The sequence below is a fragment of the Dyella lipolytica genome (assembly GCF_030160075.1).
Taxonomy (GTDB): domain Bacteria; phylum Pseudomonadota; class Gammaproteobacteria; order Xanthomonadales; family Rhodanobacteraceae; genus Dyella_B; species Dyella_B lipolytica.
The window spans coordinates 1,765,255-1,791,246 of sequence record NZ_BSNQ01000003.1 but is presented as its reverse complement, the minus strand read 5'-3'; the positions used below and the strand labels follow the sequence as shown (position 1 = coordinate 1,791,246).

General features: G+C 61.4%; 31 protein-coding genes. 17 read left to right on the top strand and 14 right to left on the bottom strand.

Annotated elements, in window-relative coordinates; genetic code table 11:
* The first annotated feature begins 7 nt into the window (after positions 1-7).
* Positions 8-493 (top strand): FKBP-type peptidyl-prolyl cis-trans isomerase, encoded by a 486-nt coding sequence (locus QQL64_RS09530; RefSeq protein ID WP_284398592.1) that lies wholly within the window; start codon positions 8-10, stop codon positions 491-493.
* A 70-nt stretch (positions 494-563) separates the two neighbouring features.
* Here the strand turns inward: QQL64_RS09530 and QQL64_RS09525 are convergent, their stop codons facing one another.
* The 6 genes from QQL64_RS09525 to QQL64_RS09500 all read right to left on the bottom strand — a co-directional run bounded on the left by QQL64_RS09525 (position 564) and on the right by QQL64_RS09500 (position 5,362).
* Entirely contained in the window at positions 564-995 is a 432-nt protein-coding gene (locus QQL64_RS09525) for an organic hydroperoxide resistance protein (protein WP_284398591.1), read from the bottom strand.
* A gap of 4 nt (positions 996-999) precedes the next feature.
* Positions 1,000-1,458, bottom strand: a complete 459-nt coding sequence (locus tag QQL64_RS09520) for a MarR family winged helix-turn-helix transcriptional regulator (RefSeq protein WP_284398590.1) — start codon at positions 1,456-1,458, stop codon at positions 1,000-1,002.
* 82 nt (positions 1,459-1,540) lie between these two features.
* Positions 1,541-2,110, bottom strand: coding sequence for a C40 family peptidase (locus QQL64_RS09515; RefSeq protein ID WP_284398589.1), 570 nt, complete (start codon positions 2,108-2,110; stop codon positions 1,541-1,543).
* A gap of 62 nt (positions 2,111-2,172) precedes the next feature.
* Positions 2,173-3,477, bottom strand: coding sequence for a TonB family protein (locus QQL64_RS09510; RefSeq protein ID WP_284398587.1), 1,305 nt, complete (start codon positions 3,475-3,477; stop codon positions 2,173-2,175).
* Position 3,478: 1 nt separating this feature from the next.
* Positions 3,479-3,865: a BlaI/MecI/CopY family transcriptional regulator gene (locus QQL64_RS09505; protein ID WP_284398585.1), complete on the bottom strand. Its 387-nt coding sequence runs from the start codon at positions 3,863-3,865 to the stop codon at positions 3,479-3,481.
* 87 nt (positions 3,866-3,952) lie between these two features.
* Entirely contained in the window at positions 3,953-5,362 is a 1,410-nt protein-coding gene (locus QQL64_RS09500; protein WP_284398583.1) for a hypothetical protein, read from the bottom strand.
* A gap of 33 nt (positions 5,363-5,395) precedes the next feature.
* Here QQL64_RS09500 and QQL64_RS09495 point away from each other — a divergent pair, with 33 nt between their 5' ends.
* From QQL64_RS09495 to QQL64_RS09480, 4 genes are all read left to right on the top strand, one after another.
* Complete coding sequence (locus tag QQL64_RS09495; protein WP_284398581.1) at positions 5,396-6,655, top strand: NAD(P)/FAD-dependent oxidoreductase; 1,260 nt, start codon at positions 5,396-5,398, stop codon at positions 6,653-6,655.
* A 40-nt stretch (positions 6,656-6,695) separates the two neighbouring features.
* Complete coding sequence (gene gorA, locus QQL64_RS09490) at positions 6,696-8,042, top strand: glutathione-disulfide reductase (RefSeq protein WP_284398578.1); 1,347 nt, start codon at positions 6,696-6,698, stop codon at positions 8,040-8,042.
* A 24-nt stretch (positions 8,043-8,066) separates the two neighbouring features.
* Entirely contained in the window at positions 8,067-8,846 is a 780-nt protein-coding gene (hutG, locus tag QQL64_RS09485; RefSeq protein WP_284398576.1) for an N-formylglutamate deformylase, read from the top strand.
* A 186-nt stretch (positions 8,847-9,032) separates the two neighbouring features.
* Positions 9,033-9,287, top strand: coding sequence for a hypothetical protein (locus QQL64_RS09480; protein WP_284398573.1), 255 nt, complete (start codon positions 9,033-9,035; stop codon positions 9,285-9,287).
* 63 nt (positions 9,288-9,350) lie between these two features.
* Here QQL64_RS09480 and QQL64_RS09475 read toward each other — a convergent pair whose 3' ends face one another.
* The 7 genes from QQL64_RS09475 to asnS are packed head-to-tail and all read right to left on the bottom strand — an operon-like array spanning position 9,351 to position 15,295.
* Positions 9,351-9,779, bottom strand: coding sequence for a RidA family protein (locus tag QQL64_RS09475; protein ID WP_284398571.1), 429 nt, complete (start codon positions 9,777-9,779; stop codon positions 9,351-9,353).
* Positions 9,776-10,444, bottom strand: coding sequence for a carbonate dehydratase (can, locus tag QQL64_RS09470; RefSeq protein ID WP_284398568.1), 669 nt, complete (start codon positions 10,442-10,444; stop codon positions 9,776-9,778). The genes QQL64_RS09475 and can overlap by 4 nt, the downstream gene beginning before the upstream one ends.
* Before the next feature lie 10 nt (positions 10,445-10,454).
* Positions 10,455-11,906 (bottom strand): aldehyde dehydrogenase, encoded by a 1,452-nt coding sequence (locus tag QQL64_RS09465; RefSeq protein ID WP_284398566.1) that lies wholly within the window; start codon positions 11,904-11,906, stop codon positions 10,455-10,457.
* Positions 11,907-11,961: 55 nt separating this feature from the next.
* Positions 11,962-12,753 (bottom strand): SDR family oxidoreductase, encoded by a 792-nt coding sequence (locus tag QQL64_RS09460; protein ID WP_284398563.1) that lies wholly within the window; start codon positions 12,751-12,753, stop codon positions 11,962-11,964.
* 8 nt (positions 12,754-12,761) lie between these two features.
* Positions 12,762-13,088, bottom strand: a complete 327-nt coding sequence (locus tag QQL64_RS09455; RefSeq protein WP_284398562.1) for a hypothetical protein — start codon at positions 13,086-13,088, stop codon at positions 12,762-12,764.
* Positions 13,085-13,882, bottom strand: coding sequence for a MalM family protein (locus tag QQL64_RS09450; RefSeq protein ID WP_284398561.1), 798 nt, complete (start codon positions 13,880-13,882; stop codon positions 13,085-13,087). The genes QQL64_RS09455 and QQL64_RS09450 overlap by 4 nt, the downstream gene beginning before the upstream one ends.
* A gap of 12 nt (positions 13,883-13,894) precedes the next feature.
* The gene (asnS, locus tag QQL64_RS09445) at positions 13,895-15,295 is read right to left on the bottom strand and encodes an asparagine--tRNA ligase (protein WP_284398560.1); all 1,401 of its coding nucleotides are present in this window, start codon (positions 15,293-15,295) and stop codon (positions 13,895-13,897) included.
* 108 nt (positions 15,296-15,403) lie between these two features.
* Between asnS and QQL64_RS09440 the strand changes: the two genes are divergently transcribed.
* From QQL64_RS09440 to radA, 7 genes are all read left to right on the top strand, one after another.
* Complete coding sequence (locus QQL64_RS09440) at positions 15,404-15,730, top strand: HesB/IscA family protein (RefSeq protein ID WP_284398557.1); 327 nt, start codon at positions 15,404-15,406, stop codon at positions 15,728-15,730.
* Positions 15,731-15,913: 183 nt separating this feature from the next.
* Positions 15,914-16,342, top strand: coding sequence for a 30S ribosomal protein S6 (gene rpsF, locus QQL64_RS09435; RefSeq protein ID WP_284398555.1), 429 nt, complete (start codon positions 15,914-15,916; stop codon positions 16,340-16,342).
* Between the two features lie 14 nt (positions 16,343-16,356).
* Positions 16,357-16,587 (top strand): 30S ribosomal protein S18, encoded by a 231-nt coding sequence (gene rpsR / locus QQL64_RS09430; RefSeq protein WP_074552179.1) that lies wholly within the window; start codon positions 16,357-16,359, stop codon positions 16,585-16,587.
* A 140-nt stretch (positions 16,588-16,727) separates the two neighbouring features.
* Entirely contained in the window at positions 16,728-17,177 is a 450-nt protein-coding gene (gene rplI, locus QQL64_RS09425) for a 50S ribosomal protein L9 (protein WP_284398553.1), read from the top strand.
* 217 nt (positions 17,178-17,394) lie between these two features.
* A complete protein-coding gene (locus QQL64_RS09420; protein WP_284398551.1) occupies positions 17,395-18,786 on the top strand; it encodes a replicative DNA helicase in 1,392 nt (463 codons plus the stop codon).
* A gap of 164 nt (positions 18,787-18,950) precedes the next feature.
* A complete protein-coding gene (alr, locus tag QQL64_RS09415) occupies positions 18,951-20,039 on the top strand; it encodes an alanine racemase (protein WP_284398548.1) in 1,089 nt (362 codons plus the stop codon).
* Between the two features lie 75 nt (positions 20,040-20,114).
* Complete coding sequence (radA, locus tag QQL64_RS09410; RefSeq protein ID WP_284398545.1) at positions 20,115-21,494, top strand: DNA repair protein RadA; 1,380 nt, start codon at positions 20,115-20,117, stop codon at positions 21,492-21,494.
* A 9-nt stretch (positions 21,495-21,503) separates the two neighbouring features.
* Here radA and QQL64_RS09405 read toward each other — a convergent pair whose 3' ends face one another.
* Positions 21,504-22,313, bottom strand: coding sequence for a cytochrome C assembly family protein (locus QQL64_RS09405; RefSeq protein WP_284398542.1), 810 nt, complete (start codon positions 22,311-22,313; stop codon positions 21,504-21,506).
* A 199-nt stretch (positions 22,314-22,512) separates the two neighbouring features.
* Here QQL64_RS09405 and ffh point away from each other — a divergent pair, with 199 nt between their 5' ends.
* From ffh to rplS, 5 genes are all read left to right on the top strand, one after another.
* A complete protein-coding gene (gene ffh, locus QQL64_RS09400) occupies positions 22,513-23,895 on the top strand; it encodes a signal recognition particle protein (protein WP_284398539.1) in 1,383 nt (460 codons plus the stop codon).
* Positions 23,896-24,024: 129 nt separating this feature from the next.
* Positions 24,025-24,279, top strand: a complete 255-nt coding sequence (gene rpsP, locus QQL64_RS09395) for a 30S ribosomal protein S16 (protein WP_284398536.1) — start codon at positions 24,025-24,027, stop codon at positions 24,277-24,279.
* A gap of 2 nt (positions 24,280-24,281) precedes the next feature.
* On the top strand, positions 24,282-24,797 hold the full coding sequence (gene rimM / locus QQL64_RS09390; RefSeq protein ID WP_284398535.1) for a ribosome maturation factor RimM: 516 nt from the start codon (positions 24,282-24,284) through the stop codon (positions 24,795-24,797).
* Positions 24,798-24,810: 13 nt separating this feature from the next.
* Positions 24,811-25,599 carry a tRNA (guanosine(37)-N1)-methyltransferase TrmD gene (gene trmD / locus QQL64_RS09385; RefSeq protein ID WP_284398534.1) on the top strand — a complete coding sequence of 263 codons (789 nt, stop codon included), beginning with the start codon at positions 24,811-24,813 and terminating at the stop codon, positions 25,597-25,599.
* 18 nt (positions 25,600-25,617) lie between these two features.
* Entirely contained in the window at positions 25,618-25,983 is a 366-nt protein-coding gene (rplS, locus tag QQL64_RS09380; RefSeq protein ID WP_284398532.1) for a 50S ribosomal protein L19, read from the top strand.
* Positions 25,984-25,992 lie beyond the last annotated feature (9 nt).

The window sequence follows — 25,992 nt, the reverse complement described above, 5'->3', positions numbered from 1 at the left end:
ACAGACAATGAAGGCTGGCAAGGACAAGGTCATCGCATTCCACTACACGCTTACCGTGGAGGGCGAGAAGGTTGAAAGCTCGCACGAGAGCGGGCAGCCGTTGTGGATTCTGCTTGGCCACGGCCAACTGATCCCTGGACTGGAAAAAGCGCTGGACGAACATGGCGCCGGTGACACGCTGCAGGTCGAGATCCCGCCCGCCGAAGGCTATGGCGAGCGTCAGGAAGGCCAGATCCAGCGCGTGCCGAAGAAATATTTCCAGCAGGGCAATCGCCTCAAGCCCGGCATGGTGACCGTGCTGTCGCTCAAAGAGGGTGGTCAGCGTGCGGTGACGGTGCATAAGGTCGGCATGAGCACGGTCGACGTGGATCTCAATCATCCGATGGCCGGCAAGACGCTCAACTTCGACGTGACGATCCAGGAAGTGCGCGACGCCACCGAGGAAGAAATCCAGCACGGCCATGCGCATCCGCCGGGTGCTGCGGCGCACTGAGTTTTCTCAGGTCATGTACAACACAACGGCGCCCTTGGGCGCCGTTGTCGTTTACTGCCGAGTCGAAAAATCAAACCAGGCTGATCTGCACATCCACATTGCCGCGCGTGGCGTGCGAATACGGGCAGATGTCGCGATGGGCGATATCGATCAGCTCCTGTGCCACGGCACGATCGATACCGGGCAGGCTCACTTCCAGCTTCACCGCGATGCCGAAGCCGGTGGGCTCACGCGGGCCGATGCCGACGTGCCCTGTCACTGAGGCTTCCTTCAGGGTCACTTTCTTCTCGCGTGCCACATAGCGCACCGCGCCTTCAAAGCAGGCCGAATAACCGGCAGCGAACAGCTGTTCCGGATTGCTGCCGTGGCCGCCCGGGCCGCCCATTTCCTTCGGCACCTTCAGATCGAAATCCAGCACGCCGTCACTGCTGTGAATATGGCCTTCGCGGCCACCTTTTGCGGTGGCGGTGGCGGTATAGAGGATTTTGGTTGGATTGCTCATGGTTTCAGTCTCTTTCGTCAGTGGGGACGGCTAGCTGAGCCGCCAGGGATTTGAGTTCGTCACGCAAATGCTTGAAAGCGTCGGCGGAAAGGCAAAGGCGCTCAGCCATACAACGAGGCACATCCTCTGCGCGTTCGTGCAGCTTATGTCCGGCTTTGGTCAGGGTGATTTCTACTTCGCGCTCGTCGCTTTGACGGCGACGGCGGCCTAACAGGCTGGCCTGTTCCAGGCGTTTGAGCAGTGGGGTGAGGGTGCCCGAGTCCAATTGCAGGCGTTCGCCGAGCTCACGCACGGTGAGCCCATCGCGCTCCCACAACACCATCATCACCAGATATTGCGGGTAGGTGAGATCCAATGCATCGAGCAGCGGGCGATAGACCGCTGTCATACGGCGCGAAGCGGCGTAGAGCGCGAAGCAAAGTTGATCGTCCAGAAGCAGTGATGGCTTGATTCGAGCTTTCATGAGGAAAAGCATAGTACGAAATTTAATTGTGCACAATATAAATTTCGTGAAAAAGAACCAGTGATGCATTTAACGAAGGGAATCAATCCAGTAGCCGCTTGCCGTAGGCGAAGTGATCGCGCCAGTACGGGCCGTCGATATCGTCCATGCGGACCGTGCCGCCACTGTTAGGGGCATGCACGAAACGGCCTTTGCCGACGTAGACGCCGACATGGCTGATGCCGCCGCCGATGCTGAAGAAAACCAGGTCGCCGCTCATCAGGTCATCCATGCGCCGGACTTTGAGCCCGTCGATCGACGCCATGTCGCGCGAGCTGTGCGGCAGTGTGATGTTGGCGGCGTTGCGGTAGATGTAATCGACCAGACCGCTGCAGTCGAAGCCGCCTGCTGGCGTATTGCCGCCCCAGTGGTAAGGCGTGCCGACCAGGGCCATGGCGCGGAACAGCACGTCGTTGGCAGTGCCTACGGAGTTTTCCGGTGCACGCGCCGGCTCGTCGGCGAGTTCCGAATGCGAGGGTTTGTACGTGGTTTCGCGTCGTGGTGCGCCCGCGCAAGCAGCGAGTAACAACAGCACGCCGGCCAGTGCGGCCAGGCGCAGCACTGTTCCGAACGATCGGTGTTTGTCCGTATCCTCGTTGCTGGCCTGAGCCATAAAAAAACCTCGGCGTGGTTTGCGCCGAGGTTATAGCAAATCAATAGCTTGGATGGAAGTTTTCAGGTATTGGAAGAGGTGGGCGGTGCAAGTGGAGCGGGTGGCGGAGGCGGCGGAGGCATCATGCCGCCCGGCGGTGGTGGCGGAGGCGGAGCTCCAGGCGGCGGCGCCTGTGGCAACGGGCTCAGGCTGAAGTACACGGGTACCTGCACCCATCCTTCCACCGCCTTGCCGTTTTGCATTTTCGGATTGAAGTGCCACTTCATGGCGGCATCGCTGGCGGCTTTTGCTAACTCAGGCGAAGCGGTGGTGACCTCGCTGACAATATCGATCTTGCGTGGAGTGCCATCCGCGCCTATCAGCATTTTGAGCATGACCAGGCCTTGCTCACGATTTTTGATGGCGTCCGGTGGGTACGGCGGCGGTATCGCCGCGTTGAAATGCACATCTTGGGTTGCCAACGTATCAGCCGATGTTTTGGCTGCGGTTTGCGCCATGGCTGCACTGCTGATGAGCAATGCCGTCAATGCGACGTAACCAAGTCGGCGGCGCCAGGTTCCACAGGGTTGGCGGCTTATCATGATGAGACGCTCCTTTAGTTGTGGCTCCGCGAGCCAGGGGATCATTGCCGGCTGTGCATCCACACCGATGCTGCGCATCAGGGTCTGGGCATAGCGAAGTTCTTGCTGTGGCGCTGCACGCAGCACGCTTTCATCGCAGGCGAGCTCCTGATCCAACTGGAAGCGCGGTAGCGCGAGCCAGGCCAATGGATGGAACCAAAGCAGTACGAATGCGCATTCGCCCAACAAGCTCCACCACGCATCGCCGCGCCGCAGGTGACTGCATTCGTGGCGCAGCATGATGTCGCGTGAATCGATGTCGTAGCGTTCCAAAAAATCCACAGGCAGTAACAGCCGCGCCCGTGGTGCCCACATCACAGCGGGACCTGCTGGGTGTAGCCATATCCGACGCGTGGCTAGTGCAGGATGTTCGGCGAGCAGGAGACGTTGCATGGCATCCGGCATGGCTTGGCACGCGCGTGCCAGCCGCAGGTAGCGGGCGCCCCGTTGCACGACGCCGCAGACGACGCCGAGAAGCCAGATTGCAATAAGCCACGCACATGTACTGGCGGGTAAGTCAGATGTTGCGGCGAATGTTTGCGAAGGCAGGGCGGCGATCATGGGCTGCACCGACCAGGCCGGCATGGGCGTCGGCAACCATGGCATGGCAGCTAGCAGCAGTGGCAAACACCACAACGTGAACGCTGGTCCGGCGCCAAACGCGCGACGCATGGGTTTGCGCAGTAACAACACCATCGCCAGTCCCAGCGTCGTGGCAAGCAGCATTTGCAGCAGCATCGCGTTCATGTCAGCGCCCTTTTCGTTCGATGGCATCGACCAGCTTGCGCAATTCCGCAACGTCCTTCGCGGATAGTTTTTCGTGCTGACTGAAATGCGCGAGCAGGGGCGCAACGCGGCCGCCGAAAACTCGATCGAGCAGGCTGTGGCTTTCCTGCGACTGCCATTGCGCACGACTCAGCAACGGGGAGTAGAGGTAACGGCGACTGTCGCGGGTTGCTTCAACGGCACCTTTGCCCAGTAGACGGTTGAGCAGGGTGCGGATGGTTTTCTCGTGCCAGTCGCTGTTCAACTGGACGGCAGCGACGATTTGCTCAGAAGTGAGCGGCGCATCCTGCCAGAGCACTTCCATGACGCGGCTTTCAGCTTCGCTGATGGGAACAGTGGTCTGCGGCATCGGACGGCTCCTCTTGGATTACATGTGTAGTCTTGCGACTAAATTACACACGTAATTCGAAAGGCGCAAGTCCCTTTATCGAGCGGGTCAGTGTGGAGGGACGTCAATCTCTCGCTGGGACAAGGTTGTGCCGCTGGCATTCCAGGCGCGTAGGCGGTAATGCCCCGGATAGAGATACAGCACGTTGTGCGCGCGAGTGTGCACCAGGGTGTAGCGGTCGGCTGGAATGGAGGTGTCCGGCTCGCCGGGATAGTAAGCGTCGATCACGCAGGGGATCTGTCCGGTACATAGATCGGCGTTGATGGGATAGGTGACGCGTCTGCCGCCCAGCGTCAGCCATTTCGGCCGTTGGTCGGCATCGAAGGGGGGGCGAGGCAGCACGACCATGCGGCGCATCTCGTCGGCATTTTTCAGACCGTTGGTGTCGAGATCGCTTTCGTCCGCGGGTGGCAGAATGACGGTAATGTCGTGTTGTCGTGGATCGGAGCTCCATATCACCCCGGTGCCGCGCTCGCGCAGGGCGATCGGGACAGACGAGGGGAAACGCAAGGCGAGGGCGTCGTAAAAGCCGAAGTCGAGCCCACCGACCGCGACGTCCCGAAACTGCACTTGGTCGACGCAGAGCGGGTCGTAGCCACTGAGGTGTTTCAGCAGCATGCCCATCGGCTGGATATCGTCGCCCAGGTTGCCGACGGCTTTGTCGATGTGCGAGTAGCCGGCGTGCACGAACAGCTTGGCCTGCGGATCCTTCGCGAACACCTTTTCGTAAAGCGTCTGCGCTTGTTCGGTGTCGCGGTTGTTGATGGAGGCCGAATCCGAATCATAGGGCACGATGATGTAGCCAAGCTTGATCGCTTGCCGCACGATTTCGCCGTATAACGGTTCGAGCAGGTATTCGCTGCCCGACGCATCGGTGGCGTAGCCGCGGTGCATCAGGTCGGTGTCTTTCTCGCTGAGTGCCTCGGCGGCAAAGTAGCGAAAACCCAGCGCGCGCAGGCGCGGCAGCAGCGCCAATGTCAATTCGCGGGTATGCGCATCGTGATGCGCTTCATTGATCATCACGATGTGGCGTTGGGCGGCCAGTTCGACGACGGCGTCAGCAGCATCGACGCTGCGCCATTCTTCGCTACGCGGCAAAGCCCCGGATTTAGGAGGCGCGAGACGGTTGTCGAACGGGAAGGCCATCGCAGCTTCGTTGTATAACCCCAGCTCACTATCTACCGTGGCGAGCAACTGCCTGGCGAGCGATTTGGTGTTGTTGTCCAGCTGGGGTATGACCGCGGTCAAGTAGTCGTAGCGTGCTAGACCGTTCGGTGCGGCCCCGAAGTGGGTCAGCACTTCCTGCGCGGAAGGGGCGGGCTGCTGCGCACGCGCACTGGTTGCTGCCAGTAGCACGGTCGTGCAGAACAGGCACATCACCATCGGTAAACGCATCGGCATGGGGAAGATGTCGTAGTTGCGCGGCCCCAGCCTGCGACGTTGTTGGGCTTCGCGCAAGTACCCTTTGGGCAGGATCGCTACAATGGGCCGATGGATGCTTCCCGTAGCGATGTATTGATCCTTGGTGGTGGCGTAGTCGGCCTGTCCTGTGCGCTGTATTTGCTCAAGGGCGGCACCGGCGTGCGTGTGCTGGAGCAGGGCACGCCCGGCTGCGGTAGTTCGCACGGCAATTGCGGCACCATTACCCCCAGCCATGCCGCGCCCTTAGCCATGCCGGGCATGCTGGGCGTGGCGCTACGGTCGATGCTGCGGGCCGATGCTCCGCTATATCTCAACCCCCGCTTCGATGGTCCGCGATTTCGCTGGCTAATGGGATTTGCGCGGCACTGCAATTGGCGCGATTTTCATCATGCTGCGAAAGCCCGGGCAGCCATCCTGCAACGCTCCCGGCATTTGCTAGGCGATCTGATCCGCGGCGAGAAACTGAATTGCGAATTCGTCGAAGAAGGCGTGCTTTACGTCTATCGCGGCGCTGCACAATTGGCTGCGGACGAGCGTCATCATGCGGATTTACTCGATCGCCTCGGCATTCCGGTGCAGCGTCTGCGCGGAGATGAAGTCGAGCGCATGGAGCCGGCACTGAAACCGGGCGTGCAAGGCGGGCTATTTCATCCGGAGGACGCGCGGCTGCGTCCGGATCGTTATGTCGCCGAGCTAGCCCGGCTGGTGCGCGAGCACGGCGGCATCATTGAATCCGGAGCCAGGATCGAGCGTTTCGAAACGGATGGACGCCGTATCACCGGCGTCGGCACCAGTCGCGGCGATTTTGCCGGCGAACGCGTGCTAATGGCGCTGGGGGCCTGGTCGCCGCTGCTGGGGCGTCAGCTCGATTTGCGCTTGCCAATGCAACCGGGCAAAGGTTATTCACTCACCTACACGCGGCCTGCGCTCGCGCCGCGCCACGCACTGGTACTCCGAGAAGCGGCCGTGTGCGTCACCACGTGGGAAAGTGGTCTTCGTCTTGGCAGCACGATGGAATTTTCAGGATATGCGGAGGGGCTCAATCGCACGCGCTTGAATGCACTGCGACGCGGCGCCGCCGAAGGACTGCATGAGCCGGAGGGGCCGGAGCTGCAGGAGGAGTGGTGGGGGTGGCGGCCGATGTGCGTGGACGAAGTGCCGATCATCGGCCCCAGCACGCGCTGGTCGAACCTGCATATGGCGACGGCGCACGGCATGCTGGGCGTGAGCATGTCGGCGGCGACCGGCGAGCTGGTCGCCGCGCAAATCCATGGAACGACGCCCGCATTCGATCCAGCGCCTTATGCACCGGCGCGCTTCGGTCTGTAATGAGACACGGTATCCAGCCTGCCCACCAAGGAAATGGACGATGAGCGAACGCTTCGATCTGATCGTGCTGGGTGCGGGTTCCGGTGGATTGAGCGCTGCGCAGCATGCGGCACGGTTGGGTGCACGGGTTGCGTTGTTCGACCCTGACGCGCTTGGCGGCACCTGCGTAAATCGCGGTTGTGTACCGAAGAAAGCCATGTGGTACGCCGCACACATGGCGGATATGCATCGCCTGGCCGCCGATGTCGGCTTTGAAACGGCGCCGATGCGATTGGACTGGGCGCGCTTTCGCCGATTGCGCGATCAATACATCGCCGGGATCCGCGATCGCTATGCAACGCGTCTCGAAACAGCTGGTATACGCGTGCTATCTGAAGCGGCTCGTCTGCTTTCGGCTAATGCTGTGGTGACGGCGTCAGGCTTGCACGCAAGCGCGCCACACATCGTGATCGCCACCGGCGCGCGACCCTACCGCTTGGATGTGCCCGGCTTCGAGCTCGGCATGCTATCGGACGACATCTTCATGCTCGATGCGCCACCCCGGCACATCGCCATCGTCGGCGGCGGCTATGTGGCCGTGGAGTTCGCCTGCGTCATGCGTGGGCTGGGATGCGAGGTGGATTTGCTGGTCCGCGAGAATCTGCTGACGGATTTCGATATCGAGCTGGTCGAAGCGTTGGCTGCGCAGATGCAGGCGCACGGCATCCGGATTTTGCGCCATACACGCGTAAAAGCTGCTCGTGGCCAGCCCGGTGTCATTACGCTGGAAACGACAGACGGAACCGCGCATGGCCCATACGATGCCTTGCTATGGGCCGTCGGTCGCGTTCCGAGTAGCGGCGACATGGGATTGGAACAGCTCGGTGTGGCGTACGACGAACGTGGTCACGTGCTGGTCGACGCATTTCAGAACACCAGCGTGCCGGGTATCTACGCCGTGGGTGACGTGACCGATCGCAAAGCCCTGACACCAGTCGCCGTGGCAGCGGGCCGCGCGCTGGCCGACCGCTTGATCGGCGGCCACTTGGAGGCAAAGTTCGACGACAGCGCCATTCCCAGCGTGGTCTTCGCGGAGCCGCCGCTGGGCATGGTCGGCCTGACTGAACAACAGGCGCGCGCTCGGTATGGCAATGACGTAAGCGTACACAGCGGTCGCTACACCCCGCTGATATGGATGGTCGCGGGTCGCTCGGAGCAAAGCGTGGTTAAGCTGGTTTGCGTGGGCGCCGATCGCCGGGTGGTCGGCATCCACGTGCTGGGGCCGGGCAGCGACGAACTGCTGCAAGGTTTTGCGGTGGCCTTGCAGAAAGGCTTGTATTGGCACGATCTGAAGGCGGCGATTGCCATCCATCCCACCGCTGCCGAAGAGCTGTTGTTGCTGCGTTGACGGCGGACGGTACACACTCCTGGGATGGAGACCTTCACCCTTACCCGCGGTAACGTACCGCTGCTGATCAGCCTGCCTCATAACGGCAGCTACATTCCTGATGTATTGGCCACGCGGCTGCATCCGGGCGCGCGTCGCTCGCCCGATACCGACTGGCACGTCGCCCAGCTGTACGAACCGCTAGCCCAAGAGCTCGGCGCGAGCTTGCTCAAGCCGGTGGCGTCGCGCTACGTGATCGATCTGAATCGTCCGGCAGATGGGCATGCCCTCTACCCTGGGCGGCGTGAAACCGGCCTTGTGCCGACGATCGGTTTCGATGGTGAGCCGCTCTATTTGGATGGCTCGGAGCCCGATGCAGACGAGATCCTTCAACGGGTGGATACGTGGTGGCGCCCTTATCACCTGGCGTTGGCGCAGGAAATCGCGCGGCTGAAATCGGAACACGGCCGCGTGGTGTTGTGGGAGGGTCACTCCATTCGCAGCCGGGTGCCCATGCTATTCGAGGGACGGCTGCCCGATTTCAATCTGGGCACGGTCGATGGTGCCAGCTGTGGTGCCGACCTCCAATGGAGCCTCACGAACGTGATGGAAGCCCAGTCGCGCTATGACTTCGTGCTCAACGGCCGCTTCAAGGGCGGCTATATCACTCGCCAATACGGACAGCCGGGCGAGGGCATCCAGGCCGTGCAATTGGAATTGGCCCAATGCCAGTACATGAACGAAGAAAACTTCGTCTGGGATGCGACCAAGGCGCCGATGGTGCAGGGCACGATCCGTCAGTTGCTGCAGCAATGCCTGGTCTGATCGGTCAAAGGCGAGATGGAAAGGCTGGCGCGGGCGCTTTGTTTAAATTGTCACCGGTTTTGCACGATTTCTTGCTGCCGTTCAGTTCCAGTATGCCGAGAACGATGCATTGTTAAGTCGCCACGCCGCCCGCGTTTGCCGGGTTCCGGCCGGGTCCGTGGCAATCAAATCTCGAGGCTCATGATCATGATGCGTAAACTTGCGATCGCTTCCCTGCTCGTTGCGGGTGTGGCCCTCTCCGGTTCGGTGCTGGCTCAGGACCAGACGGCTCCGGCTCCGACTCCGGCAGCAGCAGCGCCTGCAGCAGCGTCGAGCACGGCGACCCCGACCACCACCAAGCACCACAAGAAGTCGTCCTCGACCAGCCACAAAAAGTCGCACAAGAAGGCCGCAACCGGTACAGAACCGGCTTCCGCGAGCACCGCTGGCGGCGCGAAGTAATTTTTGTAGCTCGATCGGTATACCGAGACCCCGGCCGGCGCTGCCTGCTGGGGTTTTTTTGTGTCAGCTCGCCGAACGAGGTAGCACCGCGATGCATTTGAGTTCGATCGCAATCGGCGTAGGCAATGCGCTGATGCCCAGCGTGGTGCGGCAGGCATCGACGCCTGCAAAGTACTCGGCGTAAAGACGGTTGTAGACAGGAAAGTCACGCGCCATGTCGGTCAGGAACACCGTGACATCGATCAGATGCTCCCAGCGTGCGCCGCTGGCCTCCAGCACGGCCCGCACATTGGCGAATACCTGCCGGCACTGCTGCTCGATGTCGTAGCTGGTCAGTCGCCCTTCGGCGTCGTAGGCATTGCCGGGAATCGCATTGCTGCCAGGCTGCCGTGGACCGACACCGGAAAGAAACAACAGGTCGCCGACGCGCCGCGCATGCGGATAAGCGCCGACCGGTGCCGGGGCGGCATCGGTGCGCACCACGTCGCTCATCGCGGTTCCTCGACGTGACAGATCAGCTCATGCAAGGCTTGCTCATAACTTGGGCGCAGCGACTGACGCGAGTCGACGTGCATGCCCAGATCATGCATATGCCCGTTGAACAGGCTGTAGCACCAAGCATGCACGGAAAGTGGCTGTCCGCGTTCCCACGCTTCCATCACGACGGTGGTCTGGCAGACGTTAACCACTTGCTCGATGGCATTGAGTTCGCACAGTCGTGTATTGCGCAAGGACATGGAGCCAAGCGCGGAGAGCTTGTCGCTGTGCTTCTGGGCGACATCGCTGACATGTCGCAGCCAGTTGTCGACGAGGCCAAGCCGGCGTTCGTCGAGCACCGCCTGCACGCCGCCGCAGCCGTAGTGGCCGACGACGATGATGTGCTCCACCTTCAGCACGTCCACCGCGAACTGGATGGCGCTGAGGCAGTTGAGGTCCGTGTGCGAAACCACATTGGCGACATTGCGCTGCACGAAGATTTCGCCGGGCGGCAAGTCGACGATCTGGGTAGCCGGCACACGCGAGTCGGAGCAACCGATCCACAGGTATTTCGGCGATTGCTGCTTGGCCAGGCGCTCGAAGAATTGCGGATCGGCCTTCGTTACCGCGGCCGACCAGCGGCGATTGCTGTCGATCAGATTCTGCAATGGACTGCTCAAAGTATTTCCCTCAATAACGAATGCAGATATTGCGTGGTTCAGTAAAGAACCGCAGCGCTTCTGTGCCGCCTTCGCGACCTACGCCCGATTGTTTGCTGCCGCCGAACGGCGTGCGCAGATCGCGCAGCAGCCAACAGTTGATCCATACGATGCCGAACTCCAGTTGCGCGGCCATGCGATGCGCACGCGACAGGTCGCTGGTCCAAAGCGAAGCGGCGAGGCCGTAGCCGGTGCCGTTGGCGATGGCCAGCGCTTCGGCCTCGTCATCAAACGGTATGAGCGTGACCACGGGGCCGAAGATTTCCTGCTGATTGGTGAGCGTGTCATTCGACAACCCATCGATGACGGTGGGTGCGACGAACCAGCCCGAGGCACAGCGGCCGGCCGGCGTTAGGGCATGACCGCCAGAAAGAATTCGTCCGCCCTCGTCACGCGCCTGGGCGATGCAATGCATCACTTTGTCGAAATGTTCGCGGGATACCAGGGCGCCGAGGTCACTGGACGATTCCTGTGGATCGCCGACTCGCAAGGCGTTCACGCGCGCAAGGTAGCGTTCTCGGAACGTTTCATAGATCGAGCGTTGCACCAACAGGCGCGAACCGCACAGACAGATCTCGCCCTGATTGGCGAAACCGGAGCGTACGATGGTGTCGAGGTTGTCGTCGGAAAGCTCGGCATCGGCGAAGACGATGGCCGGATTCTTACCGCCCAGCTCCAGCGATACTTTCTTGAAATGCGGTGCCGCGGCAGTAGCAATGCTGGCGCCCGTGCGCGTGCTCCCGGTGAAGGACACGGCTTTGATGGCTGGATGTTCCACGATGGCCTGGCCGGTGTTTGGGCCGCGACCATGCACGATGTTCAGCACACCCGGCGGAAATCCGGCTTCGATGCTCAGCTCGCCAAGCAGCGCAGCAGTGCAGGGCGTGATCTCGGAAGGCTTGGCGACTACCGCGTTGCCGCTGGCTAGCGCGGGAGCGATCTTCCACGTGAACAAGTACAACGGCAGATTCCACGGGCTGATGCAGCCGACGACGCCGAGAGGACGTCGCAGGGTGTAGTTGATCGCACCGGTTTCCATCGCATGCGATTCGCTATCCCAGGCCATGACCGCGGCAGCGAAAAAGCGTAGGTTGGAAACGGCGCGTGGAATATCCAGGCGTCTGGCGAGTGCCACCGGCTTGCCGCTGTCGCGCGACTCGAGCGCGGCGAATTCATCGAGCCGTGCTTCGATCAGATCGGCGAGTCGATGGAGCAGGCGAGCACGTTCGTCGGAAGGTGTCGCCATCCATCCTGGCGCAGCCTTTTGCGCGGCCTGTACCGCCGCTTCGACATCGGCGGGAGTGGAATCGGGACATTGCGCGAATACTGCGCCGGTGGCTGGCTCGTGGATGTCGAGCCAGTGGTTGTCCCGGGGCGCCTGCAGGCGGCCGTCAATCAGATTGGCGAGGCGGGTGCTTGGCATCTGCGCAAGCTTAGAACCTGCGCGTCCCGATTGCACCGAACGCACGCGTATTGGATCAGCTCAGCGCCCGTGTGCGGCCGCCGTCTACCGCAATGCTTACGCCGTTGACGTACGCGGCAGCGGGTGTGCAAAGGAATGCAATAACCGCAGCCACTTCGCCCGGTTCACCGAAACGGCGCGCGGGAACCGCGGCGGCCATTTCCTCCGCCAGCTCCCGCTCGCTGCGCCCGCTCTTTTTCGATTGCACGGCCAGCAGGCCGTCCAGTCGCGCCGTGCGGGTATAGCCGGGCAGCACGTTGTTGACGGTGATGCCGTCGGCGGCCAGTTCGCCAGCCAGCGTTTTCGCCCAGGCCGCCACGGCGGCACGGACGGTGTTGGAGACGCCAAGCCCGGGAATCGGTTCCTTCACCGACGTGGAGATGACATTGACTAGCCGGCCATAACCGCCGTCGCGCATACCGGGCAGCACCGCTTGCAGCAGCACCTGACCGGCCAGCAAATGCTGTCGGAATGTACTTTCGAAAGCGGCCGTTTCGGCGCTATGGGCAGGTCCCCCGGGCGGACCGCCGGTATTGTTGATGAGGATCTGTACCGGACGAGCGGCGACGATCTCGGTAGCGATAGCCTGCAGACCGTTCGTGTCCTGCATATCGACGCTGCGCCAGTCGTGGCGTTGCGCAGAGTGCTTGCACGGCAGACTGTTGGCGACGGTCGCAAGCTGATCGGCTGAACGTGCCAGCAACGTGACATCCGCCCCCAGCTCAGCCAATTCGATAGCGGTCGCCCGGCCGATGCCTTGGGATGCGCCACACACCAGTGCGTGACGGCCGCTGAGGTTCAAATCCATGCGATCTCCTAGGGACGGCTGAACCATTGAAGGGCGAGCGCTGCGACCCAGCACGCCCAGGCTACCCACTGAATGTAACGCCAGATGCGCCACAAGCGCGTGATCGCTGCGTCGTCGATGGCGGCAATGGCCGGCGAGCGCAGCACGTGTTGCATGCGCAGCCACAACTGCGGCCCATGCGCAGCCGGACCGCTGCCCGTGTCAACAATCACTTTCCAGTGTTGCGGATAATCGTCGCGCAGCCGCTTGGCAATGCGAAACGGCAGTACGGCGTGCGTGATGAAGCATACGAGGCCGATCAGCAGCAATCCGATATAGACCGCAAACGGAATCAAAGACTGCTCCAACTCAAATGGGCGGGAAGATCCGTGCGCAAGGAATGCAGCAGGCCATCGCCCTGTGGGGCCTTGCCGCATACGGCCCGATTCACCGCTTCGGCATAGGGTTTGTCCATCATGCCGACCCAGACCGTGCCGTCGGGACCATGCTGGATCTTGTAGCTACCGCCGGTGCTAACGGCTGCGGGTGTGTTGCCGCTACCCGTCGTGGTGAACGTGCTGGCGGATTGTTCCCAGTACGTGTTGTCCGATTGCTGTTTGCCGGAGCTATACACCACCAGGTAACGCGCGCGCTTGTCGGTGATGATGACGCTGCCGAACGCACCGCTGTCGCTGTTGCTCCAGCCCATGTATTCGCACAGTTTCACGTCCTGCGAATCGATCGGCTGAAACGCATCATCGAGCTGCACCACGCTAGGTGCGAACAGATAGCTGGAGCCCATCACGGAGCGACCGATGAGTTCCGACTTCAGTGCGACCTTGTAGGGCAGCTTGGCATCGACCGGCAGTACGAAACTCAGAAAATAGCTGCGCACGCCATTGATGGCCGCCACGGGGCTGCCGTTACCGAGCACAAATTGCTGCGGCCGCCAGGGCAGGCGGTCCTGGTAGGAGAAGTCGGCAAAGCTCGTACAGCAAGGCGTTGCCTGATCAAGCTGTTTTTTCGCATCGGCCAACGTCTTGGGCGGTGGACTTTGCGGCAGCAGCGTGGTCGGCAACGGCAGCTTGACGCTATGGCAAGCGCCAAGCAGGAGCATGAGAACAACGGTAAGTAGTAGTCGAAGGCGCATCGGGGAAATCGATCAGAATTCGGCACTCCCTGCCGCGCGTGGATAGGGGATGGCATCGCGGATGTTCGATAGCCCGCATACGTATACCAGCAGGCGTTCGAAACCGAGGCCGAAGCCGGCATGGGGTACGGTGCCATAACGACGCAGGTCACGATACCAGCCATAAGTGGCGGTATCGAGACCAAACTTGGCCATGCGGCGGTCGAGGTAATCCAGGCGTTCCTCGCGCTGGCTGCCACCGATGATTTCGCCGATGCCCGGCGCGAGCACGTCCATCGCCGCCACGGTTTTTTCGTCGTCGTTGAGGCGCATATAGAACGCTTTGATCTGCTCGGGGTAGTTCATGACTACGACCGGACGGCCGACGTGTTTCTCCGCCAGGTAGCGTTCGTGTTCCGTTTGCAAATCCACACCCCAGGCAACCGGGAAGTCGAACTTCTGGCCGGACTTTTTGAGGATCTCGATGGCATCGGTGTAATTGATGCGTTCGAACGGCTGGGCGATAAAGGTTTCCAGCCTGCTGATGGCTTCTGGCAGTACTCGCTCGGCGAAAAATGCCATGTCGTCAGCGCATTCTTCGAGCACCGCTTTGAAGATCGCCTTGAGGAACGCTTCCGCACAATCCGCATCGGCAGCGAGATCGGCAAAGGCGATTTCCGGTTCCACCATCCAGAACTCGGCCAGATGGCGCGGCGTGTTGGAGTTTTCGGCGCGGAAGGTCGGGCCGAAGGTGTACACCTTGCTCATCGCCAATGCGTAGGCTTCGACGTTGAGCTGACCGGACACGGTGAGGAAGGCTTCGCGGCCGAAGAAATCCTTGCGGAAATCGATCTTGCCTTTCTCGTCGCGCGGCAGATTGGCCAGGTCCAGCGTGGACAAACGGAACATATCGCCAGCGCCCTCGGCATCCGAGGTGGTGATGATCGGCGTGTTGATCCAGAAGAAGCCCTGCTCGGTGAGATGACGATGGATAGCCATCATCATCGTGTGGCGCACACGCGTGACGGCTCCGAACAGGTTGGTGCGCGGACGTAAGTGGGCGACCTCGCGCAGGAATTCCATCGAGTGTTGCTTGGGCTGGATCGGGTAGGTTTCCGGATCGTCGACCAAGCCGGTAACGGCCACGCTGTCGGCTTGGATTTCGAACGCCTGGCCCTTGCCTTGCGAAGGCACCAGCGTACCGGTGACGATCACGCCGGCGCCGGCGGTGAGATGTTTCACCTCGCTCTCGTAGTTACCCACAGTAGCCGGCACTACGGCCTGAATCGGATCGAAGCAGGAGCCATCGGTAACATTTACAAACGACAGGCCCGCTTTGGAGTCGCGGCGGGTGCGTACCCAGCCGCGGACTGTCACCTTGCTACCGGCGTCGAGTTTGCCGGAAAGAGCCTGTTTGACGCTGACCACCGTCATGGATTGAAACTCCTAGGAGAGGCGCCCATGTATGTAGGGCGTTAAGGCAAGCGGGCATGATAATGTAGCCGTTGCCTGCACTGCGACATGCAGGAAGTGCTGACCTTTATGACTATTTCCATTACCGCCTCCGCCAGTCAACGCATGCGTCAGTTCCTGGCACAGACGCCCGCGGCCGCGGGTGTTCGTTTCGGCGTGAAACGTACCGGCTGTTCGGGATTCGCCTATGTGGTGGATCTCGCCGATACCGTGAGCAGCGACGATCAGACGTTCCAGATCGATGGCGTGCCGGTGATCGTCGATACCAAGAGCCTGGCTCTTGTCGACGGCACCGTGATCGATTTCCAGCGCCAGGGGCTCAATGCCAGTTTCGTGTTCCACAACCCCAATGCGACCGGGGAATGTGGCTGCGGGGAAAGCTTTACCGTCGGCTGAGCACGGTCCATCAGCATATTTCCGCCCAAATCCATTCAGATCAGCTACTTGCGCTGATTGATTGATTTCACTTAGAATTCCGCTTCTGTCTATACCCCTAAGGGCATAGGCAGTCTCTTGCCTCACCGTATCCGCGGGAGGCTGCGAGGCCCGTAAGGGTCGCATCCATAAGGAGTTTTCCCAATGACCTTGCGTCATTACGAAGTAGTGTTTCTGGTCCACCCTGACCAGAGCGAGCAGGTTCCGGCGATGATCGAGCGTTACAAATCGCTGATCACGGCCGACGGCGGCAAGATCCACCGCCTGGAAGACTGGGGCCGCCGCCAGCTGGCGTACCCGATCGTGAACCTGGCCAAGGCTCACTACGTCATGCTCAACATCGAAGTGAGCCAGAACGCGCTGAACGAACTGGAGTCGGGCTTCCGCTTCAACGACGCCGTGCTGCGCCACCTGGTGGTCAAGCGCGACGAGGCCGATACCGAGCAGTCCTTCATCCTTAAGAGCAAGGAAAAGGATGACGCCAAGTCCTCGCGCCGCCGTGACGACGATTCCGATGGCGATGACCGCCGCGTGGGTCGCGCCGATAGCGACGACGTTGAAATCGAAGACTGATAGGAGCCCAAGCCATGTCCAAGTTCTTCCGCCGCCGCAAGTTCTGCCGTTTCACGGCTGAAAACGTCAAAGAGATCGACTACAAGGATCTCAACACGTTGCGCCAGTACATCACTGAGAACGGCAAGATCGTTCCCAGCCGCATCACCGGCACCAAGGCTCGTTACCAGCGTCAGCTGGCCACGGCCATCAAGCGCGCACGCTTCCTGGCGCTGCTGCCGTACACCGACAACCACGACGTTTAATCGATCGTGAGCCCTTCTCCTTTGCGGGAGAAGGGCGTGCTCCAACCCTCTCCTCGTTTAGCAGGAGAGGGGTAACACTTCGGACAACCGTCCACGGCTGCGCTGGGCCACACCGGTGCTAACGAATTTAAGGAACCACCATGGAACTCATTCTTCTCGAGAAAGTGCGCAACCTCGGTAACCTCGGCGACAAGGTCAAGGTGAAGCCGGGCTACGGCCGCAACTACCTGCTGCCGCAGGGCAAGGCCGTGCGCGTGAACGCCGAAAACCTCGCCGCGTTCGAAGCCCGTCGCGCCGAATACGAAGCCAAGGCCAACAAGCTGTTGACCGACGCCGAGTCGCGCAAGGCCAAGCTGGTCGACGTGTCGGTGACCATCTCCGCCAACGCCAGCCCAGAAGGCAAGCTGTATGGCTCGGTCGGTCCGCGCGAGATCGCCGATGCGCTGCAAGCCGCGGGCCACGACATCCATAAGGGTGAAGTGATCCAGGGCGAAGGCCCGATCCGCCACATCGGCGAATTCGATGTGCTGATCGCTCTGCACGCCGACGTGCAGAACACCGTCAAGGTGATCGTGGTCGGCGAGAAGTAAGCCGCTACGCCATCTTTGGATGGATACAGACGGGCGCCATATGGCGCCCGTTTGTTTTCGCGATGAGGCGGGGGCGTTTTTATCCACGCCCGTTCACAACATATCCACAGCATTGCCACAGACTTGTTGTCTTACCGTCTGAGACGCTGTTGCGTATGCTCACTAGCCGTGCCTGCCGATGCGGTCTGTGCGCCTTTCCTTGCTACAGGGAATGTCCATGTCCTTTGTACCTGAGCGTAAATCCAACAACAGCGCCATCGAAGCCCTACGCGTGCCGCCGCATTCCATCGATGCGGAACAGGCCGTGCTCGGCGGCCTGATGCTGGCCGCGGATGCGCTGGACAAGGTCGCCGACAAGCTGGGTGAGCAGGATTTCTATCGCAAGGATCATCGGCTGATCTGGCGCGCCATCAGCGAGCTGGCCAACAAGGGCATGCCGTGTGATGCGGTGACACTCGGCGATTGGTTTGAGACCAACGGCCTGGCCGAGATGGTAGGCGGCGCCAGCTATCTGGTGGAGCTGGCCAATGCCACGCCGAGTGCTGCGAACATCGCCGCTTATGCGGAGATCGTGCGCGAGAAATCCGTGCTGCGCCAGTTGATCGATGCAGGCACCGCGATCACCGAAGACGGCTATCGACCGGAAGGTAAAGGCGTGCAGGAGGTGCTGGAAAGCGCCGAGCAGCGCGTGTTTCACATCGCCGAATCCGGCGCACGTGGGCGCAAAGACACCGTGTCGATGCGTGAAGCGGTGAAGGATGCCTTCCGTCTGCTGCATGAGCGCTACCAGAACCGTGGCCAGCTCACGGGCATCTCCACCGGTTTCACTGACCTGGACAATCTCACCTCGGGTTTGCAGCCTTCGGATCTGATCATCGTCGCAGCGCGTCCGTCTATGGGCAAAACCGCGTTTTCGTTGAACATTGCCGAGGCGGCAGCGTTACGCGCCAAAAAGCCGGTCGCCGTGTTCTCGATGGAAATGTCCGCTTCGCAGCTGGCGTTCCGTCTGATTTCCTCGGTGGGCCGCATCCATCAGCAGCACTTGCGCAATGGCGATTTGGCCGAAGAAGACTGGCCGCGCGTCACCAATGCGATCGCGCTGCTGTCCGAGGCGAAGATTTTCATTGACGACACACCCGGCCTGTCGCCGGTGGAACTGCGCTCCCGAGCGCGTCGTCTGCACCGCGAACACGGCGGTCTGGGACTGATTGTGATCGACTACCTGCAGCTGATGCAGGTGCCGGGCAACAAGGAAAATCGCGCGACCGAAATCTCGGAAATCTCGCGTTCGCTAAAGGGCCTGGCGAAAGAACTCAATGTGCCGGTGATCGCGCTTTCCCAGTTGAACCGCTCGCTGGAACAGCGCGCGGATAAACGGCCGATGATGTCGGACCTGCGCGAATCGGGCGCTATCGAACAGGATGCCGACGTGATCATGTTCATCTATCGCGACGACTACTACAACAAGGAATCGCCGGATAAAGGCCTGGCCGAGATCATTATCGGCAAGCAGCGTAACGGCCCGACCGATATGGTGAAGCTGACCTTCCTTGGCCACTACACCAAGTTCGAGAACTACAGCCCGGACAGCTACGTCGGGCATTTCTAAGCGTCAGCCTTCATCTGGCGATGTTGCCTGCGCTTTGCCATCGCATTGCCCTGATCTACAGTCCGGTAACCGCTACCCTATGATTCAGTGGGCATGGGCCTCCGGCTCGTCGCTCGTATGCGCTTTCGCGTTTCGGAAGCGCTGGTTTTGAACAAGCCAGGACCATGAGCCGTACTACCGTCGCTACCATTCATCTCGGCGCGCTGCGCCACAACCTCGAGCGGATCAGGGAGCTGGCCGCGCCGGCCAAAGTCATGGCCGTGGTCAAGGCCGATGCCTATGGGCATGGTCTGGAACGTGTTGCGCGTGCCTTGGACGGCGCTGCCGATGCGTTCGCGGTTGCATCGCTTGGCGACGGTTTGCGGCTGCGCGCCGCCGGCCATCGACAGCGCATCGTAGTGCTGTCCGGCCCGGACCAGGCTGGCGATATTGCCGAGATGCAGCGTCTAGGTCTCGATGCAGCGATTCATCACGAAAGCCAGTTGCATTGGCTATCCGAGACATCGCCTACGCGCGGACGGCTGCGCGTATGGATGAAGATCGATAGCGGCATGCATCGGCTCGGTTTCGCACCCGAACGCGCGGCGACCGTACATGCACAACTGGCGACGATGCCCGGCATCGATCCAGATATCGGCCTGATGACGCATTTCGCGGAATCGGAAGTGTTTGACGGCGAGCGCACACGGCAGCAAATCGAACGCTTTCGCAACGCGACATACGGCCTGTCCGGGCCGCGTTCGCTCGCCAACTCTGCCGCAGTGCTGGGCTGGCCCGATGCACGCGCGGACTGGGTGCGCACCGGTGGAATGCTTTACGGACTCTCCGTGGTGGACGGCAAGAGCGGTGCGGATTTCGGCTTTCGAGCGGCGATGACGCTGTCTACTCGCTTGATCGCCATCAACACCATCGGACGCGGTGAGCGCATCGGCTACAACGGCCTGTGGGAATGCCCCGAAGACATGCCGGTCGGCGTTGCCGCCGTCGGTTATGGCGACGGTTATCCTCGCAGCGCCGCTGCCGGCACGCCGGTACGAGTCGGCAACCGGTGCGTGCCATTGATCGGACGTGTGTCGATGGATCTCATCACGCTCGATCTGCGCGATGCGCCGGAGGCAAAAGTCGGTGATCGCGTCGTGCTGTGGGGGCCGGAATTGCCGGTAGAGATCGTCGCTGCGCAGTCGGGTACGATCAGCTACGACCTTACCTGCGGCATGACGCGTCGCGTGTTGTTCGTCGAAGACGACGCGTGAGCGGAACCGAACCGTCTCGCTGCATGCGACCGCGGCACGCTAAGCTGCATCCATCGATATCACGCTTATAACGCCATGGCCAAAGCCAAAACCGCCTATGTCTGCACCGATTGCGGTGCCGAACACACCAAGTGGCAAGGCCAGTGCGTCGAATGCAACGCGTGGAATACGCTGTCCGAGTTCGTTGTGCAGTCGGCGCAGAAATCCGTCGCGGCCGCGAGGCAGGGCGGCTATGCGGGCGCAGCTAACACCGTGCCGCGCGTGACCGCGCTTACGGATGTGCTTATCACGGCGGAGTCGCGCACGCTGACCGGTATCGGCGAACTGGATCGTGTGCTTGGCGGTGGACTCGTTGAGGGATCGGTAGTGCTGATCGGCGGCGACCCCGGCATCGGCAAATCGACTCTCCTGCTGCAGATGCTCGGCAAACTTGGCGAAAAACTTTCCAGTGTTTATGTCACCGGCGAGGAGTCGCTGGCGCAGGTCGCTTCGCGTGCGCAACGCCTCGATTTGCCGTTGCAGCCTTTGCATGCACTGGCGGAGACGGGCGTTGAGCGCATCCTCGATCAAGTCGCCGCCACGCGGCCGCGTGTACTGGTCATCGATTCGATCCAGACAATCTGGACCGAACTGCTCACGGCGGCGCCGGGCTCGGTGAGCCAGGTGCGCGAATCGGCGGCGCGGCTCACGCGTTTCGCCAAGGAAAGCGGCACGTCGGTCTTTTTGGTCGGCCATGTTACCAAGGAGGGCGGTATTGCCGGCCCGCGTGTGCTTGAACACATGGTGGACGCCGTGCTGTATTTCGAAGGCGACTCCGGTAGCCGCTTTCGGGTGCTGCGCGCGTTCAAGAATCGTTTCGGCGCAGTAAATGAGCTGGGCGTGTTCGCCATGTCCGAGAAGGGGCTGCGTGAAGTACCCAATCCGTCGGCGATCTTCCTGTCCGCGCATAGCGGTCCCACGTCAGGCAGTGCAGTGATGGTCACGCGTGAAGGTACGCGACCGCTGCTGGTGGAAGTGCAGGCGCTGGTCGATCAATCCTCGTTGGGTAACCCGCGGCGCGTGGCGTTGGGTCTGGAGCAGAACCGTTTGGCGATGTTATTGGCGGTGTTGCATCGGCACGGTGGCGTGGCGGCCTACGACCAGGACGTATTCGTCAACGTCGTCGGTGGTATTCGTGTGCAGGAAACCGCCGCGGATCTTCCGGTGCTGCTGGCGGTGCTGTCATCACTGCGCGATCGGCCGTTGCCGGAAAAGACGATCGCCTTTGGCGAAGTAGGGCTGTCCGGTGAAATCCGTCCGGTACCCAATGGCGAGGAGCGATTGAAAGAAGCGTCCCATCACGGATTCCAGCGCGCGATCGTGCCGAAAGCCAATGCGCCGAAGAAAGGGCGTGTCGGCGAGATGGAAGTCATCGGCGTAGAGCGTCTGTCGCAGGCGATCGACGCCTGTCGGTAAAAAAACGGCTCAATCCACCGTACGGTGCAGAATCACTTCCAGTACGAACTTCGAACCGAAGAACGCCAGCGCCAGCATACCCATGCCGATCAGCGTGAGGTTCACCGCGCTGCTTCCGCGCCAACCGTGCCGCCAGCGCCCATAGAGCAGGGCGCCAAACACCAGCCATGCGACGATCGACAGCACCGTCTTGTGCACCAGGTGTTGGCCGAACAAGTTGTCGACGAACAGGATGCCGGTCAGCAAGGTCAGCGTAAGCAGCATGAAACCTGCGCCGATCAGTCGGAATAACAGGGATTCGGTCAGCGTCAACGGCGGCAGTGCGCTTAACCACGGCCCCAGGTGACGATGCCTCAAGGCCCGTTCCTGTATCGCCAGCAGAATCGCCATGGCCGCCGCAATCGAGAGCACGCCAAAGGCCAGCAATGCCACGGTGACATGCAGCTTTATATGCCAGTCCATCGACAACGGTAGGGTCGGCGGCGCCAGGAAACTATCGACCCATAGCAGCAGCGCGCTGAGTGGAAAAACAATCACACCAAGCGTTGCGACCGGACGGGTGATATTCACCAGTAGGGTCAAGGCCGACACGACCCACGCCACTAGCGAGAGCGCCGAGAAAAAATGCAGGTCCAGCGCACCGCGATGCATCGCAAGCAGCCCCGCCGCATGCGCCAATACCGCCAGCGTTGCGATCGCTAAGGCGGGACGCGTCAGTGTCGTCGGCGTGGTCTTGCCGCTGCCGAACAACGGGCGCGCCAACAAACCGCTGGCAAGCAGGTAGCAGGCGATGGCGAAGATCGAAAGGGCGGGCAGCATGGCGAGGGAGTTTGGCACAGGGTGCGGATGGCGTGAACGCGGCGAATCGTCAGGTTCTAGAGGTTGAAGCCGATCCATTCGTCGCCGAAAGGATGGTCTGCTCGATTTCGCTGCCTTCCCAAGACGCCGGGTCTCTGTCCCGAGCGTTGCTGGAAGGTCTGGTATATTCAGCGGTCAATCCTGCAACTTAGCTTCCGCCATGTTCGAATCACTCAGCCAACGCCTCTCCACCACCGTCAACCGCCTGCGCGGCCGCGGTCGGCTGACCGAGGAAAATATTCGCGAGAGCTTGCGCGAGGTGCGCATCGCGCTGCTTGAGGCGGATGTGGCTTTGCCAGTAGTGCAGGCATTGATCGAGCGCGTGAAAGTGCGTGCGGTCGGTCAGGAAGTGCTCAAGAGCCTTTCGCCGGGCCAGGCGCTGGTAAAGGTGGTCAGCGACGAGTTGACCGTGCTGATGGGCACCGCGAACACCGAATTGAACCTTGCCCAACAGCCGCCCGCCGTGGTGCTGATGGCCGGTCTGCAAGGTGCAGGCAAAACCACGACGGTAGCCAAACTGGCGCGCTTCCTAACCGAGCGCAAGAAGAAGCGCGTGATGGTGGTGAGCTGCGACGTTTATCGTCCCGCCGCCATCGAGCAGCTGCGTACGCTGGCCGAGCAGGTTGGGGTGAAGTTCTTCCCATCCGAAGCGGGCCAGAATCCGGTGGATATCGCCAAGGCGGCGATATCTGCGGCACGCAAGGAAGTGATTGATGTGCTGCTGGTCGATACCGCCGGCCGTCTGCACGTCGACGAAGCGATGATGGCGGAGATCAAGGCGCTGCACGCTGCGGTCACGCCGATCGAAACCTTGTTCGTGGTCGATTCGATGACCGGTCAAGACGCCGCCAACACCGCCAAGGCTTTCAGCGAGGCGCTGCCGCTCACCGGTGTGGTGCTGACCAAGACCGATGGTGACGCCCGCGGCGGTGCGGCGCTCTCGGTGCGCTACATCACTGGTCGTCCGATCAAGTTCCTTGGCGCCGGCGAGAAGACCGACGCGCTGGAACCGTTCCATCCGGACCGCATCGCCCAGCGCATACTCGGCATGGGCGATGTGTTGTCGCTGGTCGAAGAAGTCGAGCGCAAAGTCGATCAGGAAAAGGCGCAGAAGCTCGCCACCAAGGTGATGAAGGGCAAGCGCTTCGATCTCAACGATATGCGCGATCAGCTCGAGCAGATGACCAATATGGGCGGCCTGGCCGGCCTGATGGACAAGCTGCCGGGCGTCTCCGGCCTGCCCGAGAACGTGAAGTCCAAGGTCAACGACGGCGAAATCAAGCGTATGGTCGCCATCATCAGTTCGATGACCAAGAAGGAACGCCGTCATCCGGATTTGCTGAACGGATCCCGCCGCGCCCGTGTGGCGCGCGGCTCCGGTACGCAGCCCGCCGACGTCAATCGCCTGCTGAAGCAGTACATGCAGATGGAAAAGATGATGTCCAAGCTCTCCAAGGGCGGCGCCAAGGGCCTGATGCGGCAGATGCGTGGCGCCATGAAGGGCATGGGCGGGATGGGAGGCGGGTTCCCGCCGATGCGCTGAGGCGCGCCGGCTGACTCGCGGATGAGCTAACCCCTTCCTTTTTCCCCAGATTTCATTAAAATGTCGCGTTTACCGCGTCCGTTCTAGGGCGCGCTTGCCGGCGATGCTGGCAATTCTGGAGCTTTTACTATGGTTAAGATTCGTCTTTCGCGCGGCGGCGCCAAGGGCCGTCCGTTCTACCACGTCGTTGTGACCGATCAGCGCAATAAGCGCGACGGCCGCAGCATCGAGAACTTGGGCTTTTACAACCCGACGGCTTCGGGCAAGGACAAGCGCCTTGAACTGAACGTCGTACGCGTTCAGGAGTGGGTGGCCAAGGGCGCTCAGCTGAGCGACAAGGTTGCTTCGCTGGTGAAGGAAGCCGGTAAGCAGCAGGCTGCCTGAGCATGACGGCATCCGGTCGGCGCGTCCTGGTGGGACGCATCGTCGGGTTGTACGGCGTGCAGGGCTGGCTCAAGGTGGAATCCTGGACTGAGCCGCGCACGCAGATCTTCAAATACCAGCCCTGGCTGCTCTCAACGGCGCCGGGCCAGGAAACGGAGATCGCAGGTATCAACGGTCGACCCCAGGGCAAGGGCCTTATCGCCAAATTGCCTGAGGTGGACGATCGGGACGGCGCCGCAGCGTTGGTTGGGCAAGACATTTACGTCGCCCGCGAACTGCTGCCGCCGCCCGGCAAGGATGAGTATTACTGGGTCGATCTCGAAGGTCTCGAGGTCGTCACCACGGAAGGCGTAGCGTTGGGACGGGTGAGTCATCTGTTCGCAACCGGCGCCAATGACGTGGTGGTCGTAAGGGATGGCGAGCGCGAGCGGCTGGTTCCTTTCGTCCAAGGTGTTTATGTGCGTTCGGTGGATTTGTCCGACGGGCGCATGGTGGTGGACTGGGACCCTGAGTTCTGAGATCGAGGGTCCGATGCGCATCGATGTCGTCACGCTGTTTCCCGACTTCATGCGTCAGTGCGCCGCCGTCGGTGTCGTAGGACGCGCGCAGCAGCGTGAGCTGTTGCAGGTGGAAACCTGGAATCCGCGCGATTACGCCACCGACAATTACCGTACTGTGGATGGCCGCACCTGCGGCGGCGGCCCCGGGATGGTGATGTTAGTCGAGCCTTTGCGTGCAGCCCTAAAAGCCGTACGCGAAGCAGCACCGGAACCGGTGCATGTGATTTACCTCAGCCCGCAAGGAACGCGGCTGACGCAGGGTAGGGTGGAAGCGCTGGCGAAACTGCCGCGCATCGCTCTGCTCTGCGGGCGTTACGAAGGTGTGGACGAGCGTCTGCTGGCGCACGAGGTCGACGAGGAGCTTTCCATCGGCGATTATGTGCTGTCCGGCGGTGAGCTAGGTGCCGCGGTGATCATCGATGCCGTGGGCCGCTTGCAGGACGGCGCGTTGAACGACGCGCAATCGGCCGAGCAGGATTCGTTCTCGAACGGTCTGCTGGACTGTCCGCACTACGCGAAGCCGGTGCATGACGCACTGGGAGATGTACCGGAGGTGTTGCTCTCCGGCGATCACGCGGCGATTCGCCGCTGGCGCCTGAAGCAATCGCTGGGACGGACCTGGCTGCGGCGTCCCGATTTGTTGGCGCAGCGCGCGCTGGATGTGCAATCCCGTGCGCTGTTGGATGAATTCCGTCGTGAGCATGCTCAACAGGAGCGGGCACGGCAAAACGATGCGGCCGATGAAGACCGCAATCATTGAGAAAAGACAGGTGTTGCCATGAACAAGATCATCGAACAGTTCGAAGCCGAGCAGATCACCCGCCAGCTGCCGGAATTCGGCCCTGGCGACACCGTGATCGTCAACGTGAAGGTGAAGGAAGGCAATCGCGAGCGCGTTCAGGCGTTCGAGGGTGTCGTCATCGCCAAGCGTAGCCGCGGCCTGCATTCGGCCTTCACCGTGCGCAAGATCTCGCACGGCACGGGCGTGGAGCGCGTATTCCAGGCGCACAGCCCGAGCATCGAGTCGGTGCAGGTGAAGCGCAAGGGTAAGGTGCGCGGTGCCAAGCTGTATTACCTGCGTGGTCTGGAAGGCAAGGCTGCCCGCATCAAGGAAGACATCGGCGCTTCCCTGTCCGGCGATTGATCCGGCGCG